The sequence below is a fragment of the Streptomyces sp. CRCS-T-1 genome, from assembly GCF_024442335.1.
Classification (GTDB): Bacteria; Actinomycetota; Actinomycetes; order Streptomycetales; family Streptomycetaceae; genus Streptomyces; species Streptomyces koelreuteriae.
Genome location: NZ_CP101651.1, coordinates 4,693,796 through 4,712,303, shown reverse-complemented (window position 1 = coordinate 4,712,303; position 18,508 = coordinate 4,693,796). Strand labels below are relative to the sequence as shown.

The 18,508-nt window shown below is 72.4% G+C and carries 16 protein-coding genes; 8 read left to right on the top strand and 8 right to left on the bottom strand.

What is annotated here, in order from left to right:
• The first annotated feature begins 31 nt into the window (after nucleotides 1-31).
• Entirely contained in the window at nucleotides 32-1,534 is a 1,503-nt protein-coding gene (locus tag NNW99_RS21470; RefSeq protein WP_215120752.1) for a class I adenylate-forming enzyme family protein, read from the top strand.
• A gap of 105 nt (nucleotides 1,535-1,639) precedes the next feature.
• Here the strand turns inward: NNW99_RS21470 and NNW99_RS21465 are convergent, their stop codons facing one another.
• Both NNW99_RS21465 and NNW99_RS21460 read right to left on the bottom strand, forming a co-directional pair.
• The gene (locus tag NNW99_RS21465) at nucleotides 1,640-2,152 is read right to left on the bottom strand and encodes an EF-hand domain-containing protein (RefSeq protein WP_215120751.1); all 513 of its coding nucleotides are present in this window, start codon (nucleotides 2,150-2,152) and stop codon (nucleotides 1,640-1,642) included.
• A 168-nt stretch (nucleotides 2,153-2,320) separates the two neighbouring features.
• Complete coding sequence (locus tag NNW99_RS21460; RefSeq protein WP_215120750.1) at nucleotides 2,321-2,701, bottom strand: STAS domain-containing protein; 381 nt, start codon at nucleotides 2,699-2,701, stop codon at nucleotides 2,321-2,323.
• A gap of 328 nt (nucleotides 2,702-3,029) precedes the next feature.
• On the opposite strand from NNW99_RS21460, the gene NNW99_RS21455 reads away from it, so the two are divergent.
• Nucleotides 3,030-3,611 (top strand): sigma-70 family RNA polymerase sigma factor, encoded by a 582-nt coding sequence (locus NNW99_RS21455; RefSeq protein ID WP_215120749.1) that lies wholly within the window; start codon nucleotides 3,030-3,032, stop codon nucleotides 3,609-3,611.
• A gap of 11 nt (nucleotides 3,612-3,622) precedes the next feature.
• On the top strand, nucleotides 3,623-4,885 hold the full coding sequence (locus tag NNW99_RS21450) for a zf-HC2 domain-containing protein (RefSeq protein ID WP_251058120.1): 1,263 nt from the start codon (nucleotides 3,623-3,625) through the stop codon (nucleotides 4,883-4,885).
• Nucleotides 4,886-4,963: 78 nt separating this feature from the next.
• On the opposite strand, the gene purU is transcribed toward NNW99_RS21450, so the two are convergent.
• Together purU and NNW99_RS21440 are read right to left on the bottom strand one after the other, a co-directional pair.
• Nucleotides 4,964-5,845 (bottom strand): formyltetrahydrofolate deformylase, encoded by an 882-nt coding sequence (purU, locus tag NNW99_RS21445; protein WP_215120748.1) that lies wholly within the window; start codon nucleotides 5,843-5,845, stop codon nucleotides 4,964-4,966.
• Nucleotides 5,846-5,903: 58 nt separating this feature from the next.
• Entirely contained in the window at nucleotides 5,904-6,404 is a 501-nt protein-coding gene (locus tag NNW99_RS21440; protein WP_215120747.1) for a hypothetical protein, read from the bottom strand.
• Between the two features lie 117 nt (nucleotides 6,405-6,521).
• On the opposite strand from NNW99_RS21440, the gene NNW99_RS21435 reads away from it, so the two are divergent.
• Nucleotides 6,522-7,832, top strand: coding sequence for an ABC transporter substrate-binding protein (locus NNW99_RS21435; protein WP_215120746.1), 1,311 nt, complete (start codon nucleotides 6,522-6,524; stop codon nucleotides 7,830-7,832).
• 46 nt (nucleotides 7,833-7,878) lie between these two features.
• On the opposite strand, the gene NNW99_RS21430 is transcribed toward NNW99_RS21435, so the two are convergent.
• Both NNW99_RS21430 and NNW99_RS21425 read right to left on the bottom strand, forming a co-directional pair.
• A complete protein-coding gene (locus NNW99_RS21430; protein ID WP_251057884.1) occupies nucleotides 7,879-9,945 on the bottom strand; it encodes a hypothetical protein in 2,067 nt (688 codons plus the stop codon).
• A gap of 201 nt (nucleotides 9,946-10,146) precedes the next feature.
• On the bottom strand, nucleotides 10,147-11,532 hold the full coding sequence (locus NNW99_RS21425; RefSeq protein WP_215120745.1) for a transcriptional regulator: 1,386 nt from the start codon (nucleotides 11,530-11,532) through the stop codon (nucleotides 10,147-10,149).
• A gap of 306 nt (nucleotides 11,533-11,838) precedes the next feature.
• Here NNW99_RS21425 and NNW99_RS21420 point away from each other — a divergent pair, with 306 nt between their 5' ends.
• From NNW99_RS21420 to NNW99_RS21410, 3 genes are all read left to right on the top strand, one after another.
• Entirely contained in the window at nucleotides 11,839-12,501 is a 663-nt protein-coding gene (locus NNW99_RS21420) for a bifunctional DNA primase/polymerase (RefSeq protein ID WP_215124383.1), read from the top strand.
• A 101-nt stretch (nucleotides 12,502-12,602) separates the two neighbouring features.
• Nucleotides 12,603-13,397, top strand: coding sequence for an ABC transporter ATP-binding protein (locus NNW99_RS21415; RefSeq protein ID WP_215120744.1), 795 nt, complete (start codon nucleotides 12,603-12,605; stop codon nucleotides 13,395-13,397).
• Nucleotides 13,394-14,986, top strand: coding sequence for a transporter (locus NNW99_RS21410; protein WP_215120743.1), 1,593 nt, complete (start codon nucleotides 13,394-13,396; stop codon nucleotides 14,984-14,986). Before NNW99_RS21415 ends, NNW99_RS21410 begins: the two co-directional genes overlap by 4 nt.
• Before the next feature lie 25 nt (nucleotides 14,987-15,011).
• Here NNW99_RS21410 and NNW99_RS21405 read toward each other — a convergent pair whose 3' ends face one another.
• Nucleotides 15,012-16,019 (bottom strand): alpha/beta fold hydrolase, encoded by a 1,008-nt coding sequence (locus NNW99_RS21405; RefSeq protein WP_215120742.1) that lies wholly within the window; start codon nucleotides 16,017-16,019, stop codon nucleotides 15,012-15,014.
• A gap of 682 nt (nucleotides 16,020-16,701) precedes the next feature.
• A complete protein-coding gene (locus tag NNW99_RS21400; protein WP_215120741.1) occupies nucleotides 16,702-17,394 on the bottom strand; it encodes a metal-dependent transcriptional regulator in 693 nt (230 codons plus the stop codon).
• 302 nt (nucleotides 17,395-17,696) lie between these two features.
• Between NNW99_RS21400 and NNW99_RS21395 the strand changes: the two genes are divergently transcribed.
• On the top strand, nucleotides 17,697-18,452 hold the full coding sequence (locus tag NNW99_RS21395; RefSeq protein WP_215120740.1) for an SIS domain-containing protein: 756 nt from the start codon (nucleotides 17,697-17,699) through the stop codon (nucleotides 18,450-18,452).
• Nucleotides 18,453-18,508: the final 56 nt, after the last annotated feature.

Here is an 18,508-nt window from a genome sequence, read left to right as displayed (position 1 = left end):
GACCCGTCAGCCAAGCAGGCAGGGGGCAGCCGTGAACGAGACCCCGCACGACCTGAGTTCGTCCCGCACCCTGTGGGAGCTGGTCACCCGCCGCGCCGCCCTCACCCCGGACCGGCCCCTCTTCCTGGCGGACGACCGCGCGCTGACCTTCGGAGGACTTCACACGCGGGCCGAACGGGTGGCGGCCGGGCTGTACGGCATGGGCGTCCGCCCCGGCACGGTGGTCGCCTGGCAGCTGCCCACCCGGATGGAGACGGCCCTGCTGTCCTTCGCGCTGGCCCGTCTCGGGGCCGTGCAGACGCCGGTGATCCCCTTCTACCGGGACCGCGAGGTGGGCTTCGCGCTGCGCGAGTCGAGGGCGGAGTTCTTCGCGGTGCCGGGCGTGTGGCGCGGCTTCGACCACGGGGAGATGGCCCGGCGGCTGGGCGCGAAGGGCGTCTTCGAGGCGTACGCCGACCTGCCCGACGGCGACCCCGCGATCCTGCCTCCCCCGCCCTCCGACGGCACCGCGGTCCGCTGGATCTACTGGACGTCCGGCACGACCTCCGACCCCAAGGGCGTGCTGCACACGGACCGTTCCCTGATCGCGGGCGGCTCCTGCCTCGCACACGCGCTGCGGCCCTCCGGGGACGACGTGGGGTCGATCGCCTTCCCGTACGCCCATATCGGCGGGCCCGACTACACGGTGATGCTGCTGCTGTACGGCTTCCCGGCCGTCCTGTTCGAACAGTTCGCGCTGCCGGACGCGCTGGAGTCCTACCGCCGACACGGGGTGACCATGGCGGGCGGCTCCACGGCGTTCTACTCGATGTTCCTGACGGAGCAGCGAAAGCAGCCGGGAACCCCCGTGATCCCGACGCTACGACTCCTGGCGGGCGGCGGCGCCCCGAAGCCGCCGGAGCTCTACCACTCGGTGATCCGCGAGATGGGCGTACAGCTCACCCACGGCTACGGCATGACCGAGGTACCGATGATCACCATGGGGGCCCCGGACGACACCCCCGAGCTGCTGGCGACGACCGAGGGACGACCGCCGGAGGGCATGGAGATACGGATCGTGGACGGGGAGGTGCGGTTGCGCGGGGAGGCGGTGTGCCGGGGCTACCTGAACACGGGGCAGACGGCGGAGGCCTTCGACCCCGACGGCTTCCTGCGCACCGGCGACCTCGGCCACGTCACGGAGACCGGCCACCTGGTCCTCACCGGCCGCCTCAAGGACGTCATCATCCGCAAGGGCGAGAACATCTCGGCCCAGGAGATCGAGGACCTCCTGCACCGGCACCCTTCGGTCGGAGACGTGGCGGTGATCGGCCTACCGGACGCGGCACGCGGAGAGCTGGTGTGCGCGGTGGTGGAACAGCCGCCGGGGGCCGAGGTGCTGACCCTCGACGCGGTGACAGCGCATCTGCGCGCCGAGGGCCTGTCCGTGCACAAGCTGCCGGAGCGACTGGAGGTGGTGGACGCGCTTCCGCGGGGGGAGACGTTGCGGAAGGTGCTCAAGTACAAGCTGCGGGAGCGCTACTCAGGCGAGTGACACGACTCGGGCGAGCGGCGCGGGCATGCGGGCGGGCCCGGGCGGGCGGCGCCGCCCGGGGCCTGGGCACCGCCCGGGCCGACGCCGCCGCCCGAGCCAGTCGCTCTACTCCGGCACCGTGAAGTACCGCGCGAAGGCCGGTACGACCTCGGTCTCGGCGACCTTGCCGTCCTCGTCCGCGTCGAGCGCGCCGGCGGCTCTGTGGGCGACGTCCTCGGGGGCGCCGAGGCAGGTGAGGACGCGGGTCACTTCCTCGAGGGTGGCCGCGCCGTCGCCGTCCGTGTCGGCGATGTCCAGGGCCGCGTGCAGGAAGGGGCGCGCGATCTCGGCGAAGCGGTCGGGGTTGTCGCGCAGGCGCTTGACCGCGCCGCCCACGAACTCCTCGCGCGTGATGCGCTGGTCGCCGTCGCGGTCCGCGATGCCCGCCATGCCCTGCCAGAACGCCTCCGCGCCGCCGTACAGCGCCTGGCCCTTGTCGGACCGGGCCGCTACGGCGAACTCCCCGAGCAGCGCCTTGGCCGCCCCGTAGAAGTCCTCGCGGTCGATGTAGCCGTTGCCGTCCTGGTCGAAGATGGCGAACCGGGCGGCGATCCTGCGCTCGTACTCGCTGCTGACCATGTCTCTTTCAGGCCGCCTTACGTCAGGTGGGGTGCGTCTCGCTCGGAGCGTACGACGGCAGGGGCCGTTCGGGCGCGGGAAAACGTCACTTGCGCCAAGACCGGGGGAATTCCGGGACAACGGCGTGTCAGAACGGCAACACTCGCCCTACCGTGCGTGATCGGCCCCTCACGCGGACAGGGGTTCGCCCTCGTCACCCAGGGCCGCGTCCACATCGCCGTACACGTCGAACAGCCTGCGTACGCCCAGCGCGCCGAGGACCCGGTTGACATGGGACCCGTCGGCCGCGCCCCGGGCGGGCAGCACCAGCCGCAGCCGGCCCTGGCAGGAGCGGATCAGACGACGGGCGGCGATGAGCACGCCGACGCCGCTGGAATCGCAGAAGAACACCTCGGACAGGTCGAGGACAAGACAGTGGTGCCCCTCGGCCACTACGTCGTGCACACGCTGACGCAGCACCGGCGAGGTCACCAGATCCAGTTCGCCGGACACCTGGAGCACGGACCATTCGCCGTGCTCACCGCCGGTCACTTTGAAGGTCACCACCACGCCCTTCGATCGCCAAAACGGAAGCAGTCCCTACGCTTCCTTGCAGCGCGGCTGCCCAGCGGCCGTTCCCTGAAACACAACCCGAAAAACGGATCCCCGTCGAATCAGGCTTGATTTGGTCGACTTCGATCCTGTTCGATCCCCTTCAGTCACGCCTGATCGGACGCCGGAAGGGTAGACGCCTCTACCACCTACGGCCGCCCAGGGGGCGCACATTGCCACAAAGGGGCGTGCGCTACCGGACGTGCCGACTACATTCGAGGAGACATCAGGCACAGGCTGGACAGGGCACGGGCGCGGGACACGAGCAGGGGGGTGAGGGGGCCGCATGGCGAAAAAGGACGTACCGCCCCGCTGGGACCGCAAGATGCAGCAGCGGCTCGCCCGCGGTGAGGCCGCCGCCCTGGGCGAGCTCTACGACCGGTTCGCCTCCCTCGTGCACGGCCTCGCCCACCGCGTCCTCGGCGACGAACGCGCGGCCGACGGCATCACCCGCGAGGTCTTCGTCCACGTCTGGGAACACCCGGACACCTACGACCCCCGGCAGGGCCCGCTGCGCACCTGGGTCGCCACCCTGACCCACCGCCTGGCCGTACAGCGCCTGCGCGCCACCGAGACCGCCGCCCTCGCCCGCGACGGCTCCGGCACCGCGGAGGAGCTGGAGCACCGGGTGCGCCGCGCCTCGGTCGCCGCCCGCGCCGACTACATCGTCCAGTCCATGCCGGTCCCGCTGCGCTCGGCCCTGGAGCGGGCCTACTTCCAGCGCCGCGACTACCGCCAGACCGCCACCGACCTCGGCATCACCGAGGACGAGGCCCGCCGCCGACTGCGCCTCGGCCTTCAGCTCCTGTCAACCGCCCACGAGACCGAGCCACCCGGCGCACCGCCCGGGCACGGGGGTGCGGTGTGAGCGGGTCGGAGATCCCCTCGGGCCCGGGCGAGCCGGACGGGCCCGAGCCGGAGCCGGGGAAGCCGCCGCGGATCCCGCCGCCCCGGGCCTCCGTCGAGGACAGCGGGCTGCCGCTGCCCGCCCTGGCGGACCTCGGCGACCCGACGCCCCCTCCCGTACGGCCCGTGCTGGAGCACCCCGTGCTGAAGGCCCTGCTCGGCGCCTGGGCGCTGGCCGCCTGCTCGGCCGAGGAGGCCGTGGCCGTCGAGGAGCACCTCGGCGAGTGCGGGAGCTGCGCCGACGAGGCACGGCGGCTGCGCGAGGCGGTCGGGCTGCTGCAACGGCCCGAGAGCCTCGACCTGGACCCCTCGCTGCGCACCCGGGTCCTGGAGACCTGCCTGGAGCGCCGCCCGCCGCGCATCCCGGTGCCGGACTGGGCCGCCGCGTACGACGCCGAGACCGCGCGCCTGGACGCCCTGCTCCAGGACTTCGGCGAGGCCGAGTGGCACGCACCGGTACGGCTGCGCTGGTTCCGGGCCGACGAGTCCACGAGCCGCCGTACGACCGTCGCCGGGGTCATCGCGCATCTGCTCAGCGTCGACGGGCTCGTCGCGCTCGCGCTGGGCCTGGACGACCCGCTGGGCGACGTCACGTCCCGGCACCCGACCCCGGCGGCTCGCACCGAGGCGTACTGGGAGGCCTCCCACTTCCCGCCCACCCGGTCCGTGCGGGCGCCCTGGCGGGAACAGAGCCACAACCTCGTGCGCACGGTGTCCTTCACGGGCGGCACCGCCGGGAAGATGCCCGTACCGTACGGCGACTTCGCGCTGCCCCTGCACGACGCGATGCTCGACCGGGCCTTCGAGTGCTGGGTGCACGCCGAGGACATCGCGGACGCGGTCGACTACCCCTACGATCCGCCCTCGCCGCGCCATCTGCACCGCATGATCGACCTGGCGGCCCGCATGCTGCCGACGGCCCTGGCCCACCGCCGCCAGGCCGGCCTCGCGGCCCCCGCCCACCACCGCCACCTCGTGGCCGCCGGCGAACCGGGCCGCAGCCTCCGCCTGGAGATCGAGGGCCTCGGCGGCGGCGAGTGGCTGATCCCCCTCGACTCCCCCGCCGCCAAGGGCTCCGCGGAACACGAGGTGGCCCACGTAGCCCTGGACGGCGTCGAATTCTGCCGCCTGGCAGCAGGCCACGTACCCCCACAGGAAGCGGCAGCAGGCCAACTGGGAGACAGAGAGGCCATCAGAGACGTCCTCTTCGCAGCCGCCTCACTGAGCCGGATGTAACTAACCCAGGGGCGCGGGGAACTGCGCGAACAACCACGATTCGCCCGCACCCGCCACCAAACGGGACAACCCGAACTCTCAGGCGAAAATCACAGTCCGCCGCCCATTGGGCAGAATCCGCCGCTCGGCATGCCACTTCACAGCCCGAGCCAACGCCTGACACTCCACATCACGCCCGATGGCGACAAGCCCCTCAGGCGTCACGTCATGCCCCACCCGCTCGACTTCCTGCTCGATGATCGGCCCCTCATCAAGATCAGCCGTCACATAGTGAGCCGTCGCCCCGATCAACTTCACACCCCGGGCATGAGCCTGGTGATACGGCTTCGCACCCTTGAAGCTAGGCAGGAACGAGTGGTGGATATTGATGATCCGCCCGGACAGCGCCTTGCACAGATCGTCCGACAGCACCTGCATGTACCGGGCGAGAACGACCAGCTCCACACCCTCCTCACGCACGATGTCGAGCAGCCGCCCCTCCGCCTCGGACTTCGTGTCCTTCGTCACCGGAATGTGGTGGAAGGGGATGTCGTACGAGCCCACCAGCTCGGCGAAGTCCGTGTGGTTGGACACCACACCGGCGATCTCCACCGGCAGCGCCCCGGTCCGCGCCCGGAACAGCAGGTCGTTCAGGCAGTGCCCGAACTTGCTGACCATCAGCAGGATGCGCATCTTCTGGTCGCCCCGGTTGATCTGCCACTCCATCTGGAAGGAGTCGCCGATCGCCGCGAAGCTGGCCCGCAGCTTCTCCACGGACACCGGCGCATCCGCCGAGAAGTGGACGCGCATGAAGAACAGTCCCGTGTCGTGGTCGCCGAACTGCTGGCTGTCCTCGATGTTGCAGCCGGTCATGAAGAGGTAGCTCGACACGGCGTGCACGATGCCCTTCCTGTCCGGGCAGGAGAGCGTGAGGACGTACTGGTCCGGCGGGGTCGCGGCGGTGGTGGACTGCTCGTTCATGCAGGACAGGGTCCCACAGGCGGCCGCACCGCCCGCAATCGTCCCGCTGTACGGACCCCTAGGCGGACCGGGTCATGATCCGCAGGACCTCCAGGCTGCGCGGCGGTGTGTCCGGCTCCTCGCCGTCGCTCGTGGCGAGCCGGACATGCGCGTCCCGGGCCGCCTGGATCGCCTCGGGCCACGCCTGGTTCTCCAGGTACGCGGTGACCGGGGCGTCCGGCCCGACCTGGTGCATGATCCGCAGCACCCGCAGCACGGCGGTGTCCACGAGGGCCGCCTCCTGCGAGTCGCGGAAGATCGTGCCGACGTACTTCTCGGCGGACCAGTGATCCAGCCAGGTGTCCTCGACCAGCCGGTACACCGCGTCGGTCACGTCGCCGTAGCCGTCCACACCGGCCAGCCAGACCTCCCGCTGGAACCCGGGATCGGAGAGCATGTGCAGCGCCGAGCGCACGTTGCTGCGCCAGCGCCACCACGGCATGTCGTTGGCAGGCATGCCGCCCATGGTGGATGAGCGACGGCCACGACGGGAAGAGTTCTCCGAAGCTTGCACGGTCATCGATCGTACGTTCCCCTCCACATCGGTCACCCCTGCCCCCGCAATTCACCTGCGCGTCACCCATTGTTGAGCCGAGATCACTCTCGGGTTGGTCATGTGGCGGAATCGTGCGGAACCATGACCGGCAGGCGACGCACCCGCAGCACATTCCTCCCCGGCCACCTCACCCGTCACGCCAGAAAAGGCGTGCTTCGCGCGGGCACGGCGGCCGCGTGCGCGTCGATCCTCGCCGGCTGCGGGGTCGTCCCTGGCACCACGGGGGATGCCGGGGACGATCCGATCACCGTCATGACGTGGGCACCGCAGGACACCAAGGCCACCAACAAGCCCGGAATGCCCGCCTTCGCCCACGCGTACGCCCGCTGGATCAACGCCAAGGGCGGGATCAACGGCCGCAAGCTCAACGTGCTGACCTGCAACGACCACAACGACAGCGTGGCCGCCGCCAAGTGCGCCCGACGGGCCGCCAAGGAGAACGTCGTCGCGGTCGTAGGATCGTACAGCCAGTACGCCGACTCCTTCTTCCCGTCCCTGGAGGGCGCGGGCATCCCGTACATAGGCGGCTACGGCATCACCAACGCCGAGTTCACCAGCCCCCTGTCCTACCCCGTCAACGGCGGCCAGCCCGCGCTGCTCGCCGGTCTCGGCAGGTCCCTGGCCGGCTGCGGGCCGGTCGCCCTGGTGCGGCCCGACACCATCGCGGGCGACCAGCTGCCCCCGCTGCTCGACTCCGGCCTGAAGGCGGGCGGGCACTCGGCGGCCCGGGACCAGCGCGCGCCGGAGGACGCCACCGAGTACGACGGCCACGCCGAGCGGGCGCTGGAGACGACGACGTCCAGCCCCGGGGACGAGGGGTGTGTGGTGCCCGCGCTCGGGGACCGCAACGGCACCTTCATGGACTCCTTCCGGCGGACCCGCGAGGACTATCCCGACGTACGGACGGCCACCGTGCTCGGCAGCGTCGACCAGACGGTGATCGACGCGACCGGCGGGGCGTCGGGGCCGTACGAGGGCTCGTACATCACCGGCTGGTACCCCGTCGCGAGCGATGCCCGCTGGGACGGGATGAAGCGGGTGATCAAGGAGGAGGCCTTCGGCGACAACCGCATCGACGCCGCGGACGCCGGGGTGCAGACCACCTGGATCGCCTACACCGTGTTCAAGAAGGTCGTCGAGTCGCTCGGCGGCGGCGAGGTGAGCGCCGACACGGTGACCGAGGCCCTCGACGACGGCCTCGGCGTCAACACGGGCGGGCTCACGCCGACGCTGCGGTGGCGGTTCCAGGACAAGCTCGCGGCCGTCGGCTTCCCGCGGCTGGTGAACGCGAACGTGACCCTTCAGGTGGTGCGGGAGGGGCGGCTGGTGTCGGCGCGGAAGGGCTTCGTCGACACGACCAGGACGCTGCAGGACGCCGACGTGAACTACTGAGCCCCGCTCAGCGGTTCACGCCCGGACCGGATCACGTCACCTCACGTCACAGCTGCGTCGGCTGACGCTCGGTCAGGCCGTACGTCTTCGCTATGGCGTTCCACAGCCCGGCCGCCTTGGTCTTCTCCGTGCTCGCGACGCCGCTGGCCTTGTTGCCCGCCTGGGTCTGGCCGGTGGCACGGGCCTGGCCCTTCCGGCAGCCCTTCTTGCCCGCGGTCTGGTCGGCCCAGGCCGCGTAGTGGTTGTCGGCCGACGCCGAGGCCTGCCACGCCTTGGTGAGGGCGGTGGTCAGCGCGGCGTGCTCGGGCAGCTGGTCGACCGTGATGCCGGAGAGCCGGGTGACCAGCTCGGTGCGCTGCTTGGCCGCGTCGCGCAGGTTCTTGGCCGCCTGGGGCAGGTTGTCGCAGCCCTTGACGTCGGCGACGGAGGTGATCACGGTGGTGCGGCTGTCGCCGCTGTCGGCGAGCAGCTTGTCCAGCTCGACCGCCTGGGCCCGGGCCGGGTCGGCGGAGGGCGAGGCGGACTCCTCCTCCGCGGGCGCGGAAGCGGCCACGGTCTTGTTGTTGTCGCCGCCGTCGTCACCGCCTCCGCCACTGGCGAGCAGCGCGCCGGCGCCGACGCCGAGGACGGCTATGCCGATGCCGACGGCCGCGATGACCGGCACCCGCGAGCCGGAACCCCCACCGCGCCCGCCCCGGCCGCCGCCGGACTGGCCGGGCGGGGCGTAGGACTGGGGCTGGGCGTGGTGGGGCTGGGGCTGTTCGAAGCGGGGCATCTGCTGCGTCGACGCGGCCGGGCTCTCGGCACCGTTGCCGCCGCGGTCGCTGCGGAAGAGGTTGTCGAACTCGGACGGCGGCTGCTTGTCCCCGCCGGGCACCGGCGCGATGTACTGCGTCGCCTCGGCGTCCGGATTCGAGGCGGGCGGCAACGGCCCGGCTCCGGCGCGGGGCCCGGTCCCCAGGAACGTGGTCGCCTCGGGGTCGTGACCGGTGGGCGTCTCGGGCGGCAGCGCGCCCGGGCCCACCGGGGGTATGTACTGCGTCGCCCCCTCGTCGGCCGCGGCGGCGACGGGCGGCAGGAACTGGGTCGCGCCCTCGTCGGCGGGCGCGGGCAGGGGTGCGCCTCCGGCGCCCGTGGACGAGGAGGGAGCCCCGTACCCGTCCGTCGCGGGCGGCAGCGGAGCGCCCCCGGCGGGAGCGCCGTACGCGTCGGAGCCCGGCAGCGAGGCGCCCCCGGCCGGGGAGCCATAGCCACCGGCGGCCTGCGGAGACTGACCGCCCGCGGCAGCGGAGCCGTACGCATCGGAGGCAGGCGGCAGGCCGCCCCCGGACGGGGAGCCGTGCCCGCCGGCCGCCTGCGGAAGCGAACCGCCCGCAGCCGCGGACCCGTACGCATCAGAGGCAGGCGGCAGGCCGCCCCCGGACGGGGAGCCGTGCCCGCCGGCGGCCTGCGGAAGCGAACCGCCCGCAGCCGCGGACCCGTACGCATCGGAGGACTGTGGCAGAGCGCCCCCGGCAGGAGAGCCGTAGCCGTCCGTCGCCTGCGGCAGCGGGGCGCCCCCGGCCGGAGGGCCGTACCCGCCCGCGGCGGCCGAGCCGTACGCGTCGGAGGAGGGCGGCAGGCCGCCCCCGGCAGGAGAGCCGTAGCCGTCCGTCGGCTGGGGCTGCGGGGTGCCGTACGGGCCCGGGGTCGGGGGGAGTTGGGAAGGGTCGGGCTGGGTGCCGTAGCCGGCGTACGGGTTGGGGGGCTGGGTGCCCTCCTGGGGGAGCGCGCCGGGCGCGGAGTGCTGGGCGTCCCACGCCGGAGGCTCCGGGGTGGTCCACTGCTGGGACTGCTGGGACTGCTGAGGCTGTGGGGACTGCCAGCTGTTGTCCTGCGGCGGGGGCGGGGCCTGCTGTTCGGGGCCCCACGGCTGGCCCCAGGTCTGGCCCCCGGCGGGAGCGGAGGCCGAGGTCTGGCCGGTCGGGGCCGGGCCGGGCCGGTGGCCTGCCGGGGTGTCAGCGGGTCCGCCCGTCATCCCCGGCAGCAGGGGTTCGCCACCGTCGGAGGGCAGCACGATGCCTTCGCGCGCTTGGCGCGCCGAGGGCTCCTCGCCCTGTCCACTCTGCGTCACCGGGACTCCTACTTATGGGGGACCTTGTGAATCGTCGGGTCACGCTACCGGGTCCCCAGAGCCCCGTGCCACGCAGCACAGGGCCTGACCGCAAGCCCTGTGAGCGCGGTAACACAACCGGGTCACGGCACGCTGTTCATGTCACCTCCTGCGCGCGAGCGGGCCGTTTCCCACACGTTCACGCATCCGCAGACCCTGTGTTCACGCCGCGGCCTGGAGATCCAACCGCGCCCCGAACTCCCTGACCACGGCCTCGTCCCGGTACGGCTCCAGCCGCTGCTGGAAGTCCTCCAGATACTCGGCGCCCCGGTTGGACCGCAGCCCCTCCAGGAGTTCCACGGCCTTCATGCCCGTGTTGCACGCCTCTTCGACCTCGCGCTGCTGCACCTGCGCCGTGGCCAACAGCACATAACCGATGGCCCGGCGGCGGGCCCGCGTCTCGGGATGCCCGTCCAGCGACTCCCGCGCACACCGCGCCGCCGCGTCGGCCTGCCCCAGGTCCCGGTGACAGTGGGCCAACTCGTCGGCGAGATACGCCTCGTCGAAGTGCGCGATCCACACCGGGTCGTCCCCGGCGGCCGGGTCGGCCGCCTCCAGGGCGCTCACCGCGCGCCCGGCCGCCGACTGGGCGGCGCGCACGTCGCCCATCAAGGCGTGCCCGCGCGCCTCCGCCGCGTAGAACATCGACTCCGCGCGCGGTGACACGCGCCCCCGCGCCCCCTCCTGCGCCGCCCTCGCCAACTGCGCGATCTCCCGCGGGTTCCCGAGCTGCGCGGCGAGATGACTCATGGAGGCCGCGAGGACGTATCCGCCGTAGCCGCGGTCCCCGGCCGCCTGGGCGAGCCGCAGCGCCTGGATGTAGTAGCGCTGCGCCAGACCGGGCTGCCCGGTGTCCACGGCCATGTACCCGGCGAGCTCCGTCAGCCGGGCCACCGCGGCGAACAGGTCCCGCCCCACCGCCTCCCGGTACGACCCCGCCAGCAGCCCCGACACCACGCTGTTGAGGTAGTGCACGACGACCGGGCGCACATGCCCGCTGCCGTACTGGTGGTCGAGATCCACCAGCGCCTGCGTCATGGCGAGGACCGCCTGTACGTCGGACTGCCCCACGCGCGGTCCCGCCGAGCGCGACACCTGCCCGTCGGGCGCCGAGATCAGCCAGTCACGGCTGGGCTCGACCAGCGCGGACGCGGCGACGGAGGAGCCCGACAGGAAGTCCCGCCGGCCCACATCGCTGCGCCACAGCTCGCAGACCTGCTCGATGGCCCCCAGTACCGTCGGCGAGAACTGCAGGCCCACGCCCGAGGCGAGGTTCTTGCCGTTGGCCATGCCGATCTCGTCGATCGTGACCGTACGGCCGAGTTTGCGGCCCAGCGCCTCGGCGATGATCGCCGGTGCCCGGCCCCGTGGCTGCTGCCCGCGCAGCCAGCGCGCCACCGACGTCTTGTCGTAGCGCAGGTCGAGGCCGTGCTCGGCACCGCACATGTTGACCCGGCGGGCGAGGCCGGCGTTGGAGCATCCGGCTTCCTGGATGAGCGCCTGGAGCCGTTCGTTCGGCTGCCGAGCGACGAGCGGCCTTGCGGCCATGGCGTACCCCCTGTGGCTGCGGTGCCTGCCCACGCACCGAGTTGACGTGTCTTCCGCGGCCGGACCCCTCACGTCCCAGCGAAAAGATCCGGCCGTGAAGATCAATGCCCCGCCGACCAGGCGAAAATGCGAGGCATGTGAGGATTGCCGGGGTAACGGCTGTTGCCGGCCCCACTCGTGGTTACCCACCTCCGGCCACGGATCCTCCTGCGCGCCCCCGCACATGCACCCATGCGCCCCGACGGCAGGGGCGGTGCTCCTCCCCGCGCACGGCGGCGGGCGTAACCCCTGGTGACGACCAGAGTTGTGTTCATCGTGGAAGAGACGATCGCGGGCACCGAAGCCGCTCAGATCCCGAAGCAGCGCGGGGAATCGCTGCTGGAGACCGCCGTCCGCTACGCGGAGGAGCGCCACTGGGACGTGTTCCCCGGCACCTGGCTGGAAGCGGTCGACGGGAGTCAGCGGTGCTCCTGCGGTGACGCCGCGTGTCCGGCACCCGGCTCGCACCCGGCGCGCCCGGACTGGGCGACGCAGGCGACGGGCAGTGCGACCGTCGCGCGACGGATGTGGCAGAAGCAGCCCACCGCGTCGATCCTGCTGCCGACGGGGCGGACCTTCGACGCGATCTCCGTGCCGGAGACGGCCGGGTTCCTGGCGCTCGCGCGGATGGAGCGGATGGAGCTGACGCTGGGGCCGGTGACGCTCACGCCGGATCGGCGGATGGAGTTCTTCGTGCTGCCGGGGGCCGGTGTGAAGGTTCCGGATCTGGTGCGCAAGCTGGGGTGGGCGGTGTCGTCGCTGGATCTGACCGTGCTGGGCGAGGGGGCGTATGTGGCGGCGCCGCCCACGCGGTTCGGGTCGCGGGGGGCTGTGCAGTGGGCCTGCCGGCCTACGCCTGCGAATCGGTGGTTGCCGGATGCGGAGGAGTTGATCTCGCCGTTGGCTTATGCGTGCGGCAGGGATCGGTAGGCGCCTGTTCGTCTGCCCGCTTGCGTGGTGTGGCGACCGCGGGTCGTCGGTGGTTGATCGCGCAGTTCCCCGCGCCCCTGAAAAGCGCCACCGTAGGGTGCATGGTGACGGAGGGAGACGCGGTGGGATCCAGCGCTGTGCGGGTGCAGGGGCTCTGGAAGCGGTTCGGGCAGCAGGTGGCTGTTGCCGGGGTCGATCTTGAGTTGCCGGCGGGGAAGTTCATCGGGCTGGTCGGGCCGAACGGGGCCGGGAAGACCACCACCTTGTCGATGGTGACCGGGCTGCTCAGGCCCGATCACGGGACCGTCGAGGTGGTCGGGCACGACGTGTGGCGCGACCCCGTCGAGGTGAAGGCCCGGATCGGGGTGCTGCCCGAGGGGCTGCGGCTGTTCGAGCGGCTGTCGGGGCGAGAACTGCTGGCGTACAGCGGGCGGTTGCGGGGACTGCCCGGTGCCGAGGTCGACAAGCGGGCCACCCAGCTCCTCGACGTCCTCGATCTGGCCGGCAGCCAGCACAAGCTCGTCGTCGACTACTCGACCGGCATGCGCAAGAAGATCGGGCTCGCCACCGCTCTCCTCCACAATCCCGAAGTGCTGTTCCTGGACGAGCCGTTCGAGGGCGTCGACCCCGTCTCCGCCCAGACCATCCGGGGCGTGCTGGAGCGGTACACCGCCTCGGGCGCCACGGTCGTGTTCTCTTCCCACGTCATGGAGCTCGTCGAGTCGCTGTGCGACTGGGTGGCCGTCATGGCCGCCGGGCGGATCCGGGCCACCGGGACCCTCGCCGAGGTGCGCGGTGACGCGCCCTCGCTGCAGCAGGCGTTCCTCGAACTCGTCGGGGCGCAGAGCCGTGGCGCCGGGTCCGACCTCGACTGGCTGGGCGGCGGGGCCCGGTGAGTGCCCCCGCCCTCACCCCCGTCGTCGTACGGCTGAAGCTGTCGCTGCTGCGCAACGGACTGAAGCAGTCCGGCGGGCGCAAGGCCGCCTACATCGCCTCGGCCGTCTTCGCCCTGCTCTTCGCCGCGCTGCAACTGCTCGGTCTGGTCGCGCTGCGCGGGCACGCGCACGTCGAGTCCCTGGTCGTGCTGGCCGTCGCGGTCCTGGGGCTGGGCTGGGCGGTGATGCCGCTGTTCTTCCCCAGTGGTGACGAGACGCTGGACCCGACCCGGCTGGTGATGCTGCCGCTGCGGCCCCGGCCGCTGGTACGGGCCCTGCTCACGGCGTCGCTGGTCGGCATCGGGCCGCTGTTCACGCTGTGCCTGCTGGTCGGTTCCGTGATCGCGGTCGCGCGGGGCGGGGCGGCGTTCGCGGTGGGTGTCGTCGCGGTCGCCCTGGCGCTGCTGGTGTGCGTGGCGTTCGCGCGGGCCGTCGCCGCCGCCAACGTACGGCTGCTGAGCAGCCGCAAGGGCCGCGACCTCGCCGTGCTGAGCGGGCTCGTCATCGCCGTCGGGGCGCAGGTCGTCAACTTCGGGGCGCAGCGGCTCGGTTCGGCCGGCCTCGGCGAGCTGGACCCGGCCGCGGACGTGCTCCAGTGGGTGCCGCCCGCCTCGGCGATCGCCGCCGTGCACGCGGTGGGCGAGGGGTCGTACGGCCTGGCCGCCGTCCAACTGGCGCTGACCGCCGGTGCGCTGGTGGCGGCGCTCGCGGTGTGGTCCCGGCATCTGACCCGGTTGATGACCTCGCCCGACGGATCCACGCTGCCCACCGCCGGGTCGGCCGCCCGCGAGGGGTCGTCGAGCGGGCTCGGGCGGCTGCTGCCCTCCGGGCGTACGGGCACGGCCATGGAGCGCAGCCTGCGCTATGTGTGGCGCGACCCCAAGACCAAGACCGCCTGGGTGACCTCGCTCGCCCTCGGGCTCATCGTGCCCGTGTTCAACGCCTGGCAGGGCACCGGCTCCGTGTACATCGCGTGCTTCGCCGCCGGGATGCTCGGCATCCAGATGTACAACCAGTTCGGCCAGGACACCTCCGCGTTCTGGATGGTCGCCATGACCATCTCCTCACGCCGGGACGCCTACGTCGAACTGCGCGCCCGCGCGCTGGCCCTGCTGCTGATCACCCTGCCGTACGCCACCCTCGTCACCGTGGTGACGACCGCGATGCTCGGCGACTGGCCGCGGCTGCCCGAGGCCCTGGGGCTGACCTTCGCGCTGCTCGGCGCGATGCTCGCGACCGGCGCGTGGACATCCGCCCGCTTCCCCTACTCCATCCCTCAGGAGGGCTACAAGAGCGTCGCCCCGGGGCAGACCGGGCTCGCCTGGATCTCCATCTTCGGCGGGATGATCGCCGCGGCTGTGCTGTGCGGGCCCGTCATCGCGCTCACGATCTGGCTGAACGTGAGCGCGGGCGGCGAGGCCTGGACGTGGCTGCTGCTGCCGACGGGCACGGCGTACGGGGCCGCGCTCACGGTGCTGGGGCTGCGGCTGGCGGCTCCGCAGACGGCCCGGCGGCTTCCGGAGATCCTCGGGGCGGTCAGCAAGGGGTGACCTCGCTGTCCTCCCCCGCGCGCCGTCAGTTCGTGCTGAGAGCGTCCAGGAACGGCTCGATCGCCGCGCGCCAGGCCTCCGGCTGGTCGTAGTGGACCAGGTGGCCGGCGTCGGCGACCTCCGCGTACTGGCCGCGGGGCAGGACGCGGACCATCTCCTGGGCCTCGGCGCGGCCCAGCTCGCCGTCGAGACCGCGCACGACCAGGGCCGGGCAGCGGACCTGGGTCAGCTCCTCCCAGTGCGCGTCGTACACCCAGGTCTCGCGGGAGCGGAGCATCTGCTCCGGTTCGAAGACGGGGCGCCAGCCGTCCGGGGACTCGGCCATCACCTCGGCGTAGAACGCGCCGCGGGCCGGGTTGGGCCGCTCCACCCAGGGGTCGTCCTCGCCGAACCACTTGCGGACGTCGGCGAGCGTGGCGAAGGGCAGCGGCCAGGACCGGAACCACTGGTCCCACTCGCGCTGCGAGGCCGCGCCGAGGGCGGAGGCCCGCATGTCGCAGATGATCAGCCCGCGGACCAGGTCCGGGCGCTTGGCGGCGAGCTGCCAGGCGGTCAGCGCGCCCATGGCGTGGCCGATGAGGACGACCGGGTCGAGGCCGAGCTGCTCCAGAGCGGCTTCGACGTCGTCGACGTAGGCGTCACGGGAGAAGGCTCCCTGCGGGGGCTTCTCGCTACGGCCGTGGCCGCGCTGGTCGAGAGCGACGGCGCGGTACCGGCCGGAGAGCCAGCGGGCGGTGGACGCCCAGTGCGAGGCGCGGCCCATCAGGCCGTGCAGTAACAGCACGCCCGGGGTGCCGTCCGGGGCGGTCGACGCGCCGGGCGTGCGCTGCGGGTCGTGCGGCTGCCGTACGTCGTGGTGGTGCTGCGGGTCGTGCGGGGCGTTCGTGTGCTGCGGGTCGTGCCGGTCGTTCGTGTGCCGCGGGTCGTGCCGGTCGTGCGGGTCGTGCGCCGGATCGGTCTTGGGCGGGTCTCCGAACTCCCAGGCCGCGAGGCGTACGCCGCCCGTCCCGGTCACGTCGATGCGTCGCGCCATGTCCTGGCACCCCCCCAAGCTTCGCGCGGACCGCGGCCGTCTCCGGCTGTTCGGTCCTGTGAACCGTGTTCTGCCTGTTGCGCCTTCTTGCCGTGCCGTGCGTCACCCGCACACTATCGAATGCCCATTCGAGAATGCTGTTCTCGCGGCCAACACCCCTCGTTCGAGTGACCATCCCCGGGGATTGGCGGCCGCTGCTGCGGGGAGATCTTCAGCGGGAGGCGGACCGCTCGGGGAAACCGGTCCGTGGGGGATGACCTTGAGAGCTCGGGGCTCCAGGTCAGCACAGGGGAGGACAGGCCCCGGCGCCACCAGGCGCCGGGGCCCTCCACATCTCCACGGCACATCCTCCCGCCCCCTCCCCGGCCGGGCGACATCGCTGTCGAGCCACGACCAAGAGCCCTCAGGTCATATGCCTCACGCGACAGCGTCGCACGGGAAGCGGACGAGCGCTGCCATTCGACGGACTGAATCCCGGATACGACGGGATCACGCCAACGCGGCGTGCGCGGGTCGCCCGGCCGGTCCTTCCGGGGCGCCCCGGCCGGTCACGCCGGCTGGTCCTCCCGGTCGGCCGCCCCAGCTGGTCGCCCCGGCTGAACGCCCCGACCGGTCACCCCGGTCGGTCACCCCGGTCGGTCACCCCGGTCGGCCGCGCCCCTGCTGGTAGCCCCGTACGGGCTCAGGGCTTGGCGACGAACACGTGGGAGGCGACCTCCGACTCCAGCTCGGCCGCCTCGCCGCCGCTGCCCACCAGCACGCCGCCCGCCGACTCGGTCACGCTGACCACCGAGCCGGGCTGCACGCCCGCGCGCCGCAGCGTGTACATCAGCTGCGCGTCCGTCTGGATCGGCTCGCCGATCCGGCGCACCACGACCGTCTTGCCCTCGGCCCCCGGGTCGAGGGTCGCCAGGGACACCATGCCCTCGTCCAGGAACGGGTCGGCGCCGTCCTTCTCGCCGAGCTCCTCCAGACCCGGGATCGGGTTGCCGTACGGCGACTCCGTCGGGTGCCGCAGCAGCTCCAGCACGCGGCGCTCCACGGCCTCGCTCATCACGTGCTCCCAGCGGCACGCCTCGGCGTGCACCTGCTCCCACTCCAGCCCGATCACGTCGACGAGCAGACACTCGGCGAGCCGGTGCTTGCGCATCACGCGCGTGGCGAGACGGCGGCCCTCGTCGGTCAGCTCCAGGTGCCGGTCGCTGGCGACGGACACCAGGCCGTCGCGCTCCATCCGCGCCACGGTCTGGCTGACGGTCGGCCCGCTCTGGTCCAGCCGCTCGGCGATACGGGCGCGCATGGGGACCACACCCTCTTCCTCCAGCTCGAGGATGGTGCGGAGATACATCTCCGTGGTGTCGATCAGTCCGGACATACGTGCCCCTCGATGAGATGTGCCGGAGGCTGGACGGCTCACCGGCGCGTGCGCTGGCCCTGCAACCAATTCTGCCGGATACCACCGACAACCGTGCCGCGGGAGGGAAAGCAGGGGATTACGCGGCACGAGGGAAGGGTACGAACATGCCCTTCCCGGACCCAAGAGCCCCGCGCAGCACCCGCCGAGCGCCCTCGCCCCGGCCGTCACGACCGTATTGACACCGCACTGGTCCAGACCGCACCGTGATGCGCGACACGCGCCCACCGAGGCCATCGTGGGCCATCCTGAAGGGATCCCGTATGAGCGACCGCGCGCCGGCCGGCCAGTTCCTCGACGCCGCGATCGACCTGCTGCGGCGGGTCCGCGACGAGGAGGCCGACAGCATCAAGGCCGCGGGCACGCTCCTCGCCGACACCGTCGAGGACGGAGGCCGCCTCTTCGCCTTCGGCGCCGGGCACTCCTCCCTCGCCGCGCAGGACCTCGTCTACCGCGCGGGCGGTCTCGCCCTCATGAACCTGCTCGCCGTACCGGGCGTCGTCGGCGTCGACGTCATGCCCGCGCCGCTCGGCTCCGCCCTGGAACGCGTCGACGGCCTCGCGAGCGCCGTCCTGGACAGCTCCCCGCTCCGCGCCGGCGACGCCCTGCTGATCATCTCCCTGTCGGGGCGCAACGCCCTCCCCGTGGAAATGGCCATGAAAGCCCGCGCCCTGGGCGTACGCGTCATCGGCGTGACCTCGGTCGCCTACGCCGCGGAGACCACGTCCCGGCACTCCTCGGGGACGTACCTCAAGGACCACTGCGACCTCGTCCTCGACTCGAAGATCGCGGTCGGCGACGCCGAACTCACCCTCGACAACGTCCCGGCCCCCTTCGCCCCCGCCTCCACGGTCGTCACCTCGGCCCTCCTCCAGGCCGTCATGGCCACCACGGCCGCCACCCTCGCCGACCGGGGCCTGGAGCCCCCGCTGCTGCGCTCCGGGAACGTCGACGGCGGACACGACTGGAACAGCCGCGTGATGGAGCGGTACCGGGACCGGATCTTCTACCGGCACTGACCGGTTCTTCTACCGCCACTGACCGGTTCTCCTAGCGATACCGAGCCCACGGGGCC

What these genes read in the sequence shown, in the direction of transcription:
- NNW99_RS21465 (WP_215120751.1), bottom strand. Translation starts at nt 2,152, where the DNA reads ATGGTCAGCAGCGAGTACGAGCGCAGGATCGCCGCCCGGTTCGCCATC.
- NNW99_RS21455 (WP_215120749.1), top strand. Translation starts at nt 3,030, where the DNA reads ATGGCGAAAAAGGACGTACCGCCCCGCTGGGACCGCAAGATGCAGCAG.
- purU (WP_215120748.1), bottom strand. Translation starts at nt 5,845, where the DNA reads ATGAACGAGCAGTCCACCACCGCCGCGACCCCGCCGGACCAGTACGTC.
- NNW99_RS21440 (WP_215120747.1), bottom strand. Translation starts at nt 6,404, where the DNA reads ATGACCGTGCAAGCTTCGGAGAACTCTTCCCGTCGTGGCCGTCGCTCA.
- NNW99_RS21435 (WP_215120746.1), top strand. Translation starts at nt 6,522, where the DNA reads ATGACCGGCAGGCGACGCACCCGCAGCACATTCCTCCCCGGCCACCTC.
- NNW99_RS21425 (WP_215120745.1), bottom strand. Translation starts at nt 11,532, where the DNA reads ATGGCCGCAAGGCCGCTCGTCGCTCGGCAGCCGAACGAACGGCTCCAG.
- NNW99_RS21415 (WP_215120744.1), top strand. Translation starts at nt 12,603, where the DNA reads ATGGTGACGGAGGGAGACGCGGTGGGATCCAGCGCTGTGCGGGTGCAG.
- NNW99_RS21405 (WP_215120742.1), bottom strand. Translation starts at nt 16,019, where the DNA reads ATGGCGCGACGCATCGACGTGACCGGGACGGGCGGCGTACGCCTCGCG.
- NNW99_RS21400 (WP_215120741.1), bottom strand. Translation starts at nt 17,394, where the DNA reads ATGTCCGGACTGATCGACACCACGGAGATGTATCTCCGCACCATCCTC.
- NNW99_RS21395 (WP_215120740.1), top strand. Translation starts at nt 17,697, where the DNA reads ATGAGCGACCGCGCGCCGGCCGGCCAGTTCCTCGACGCCGCGATCGAC.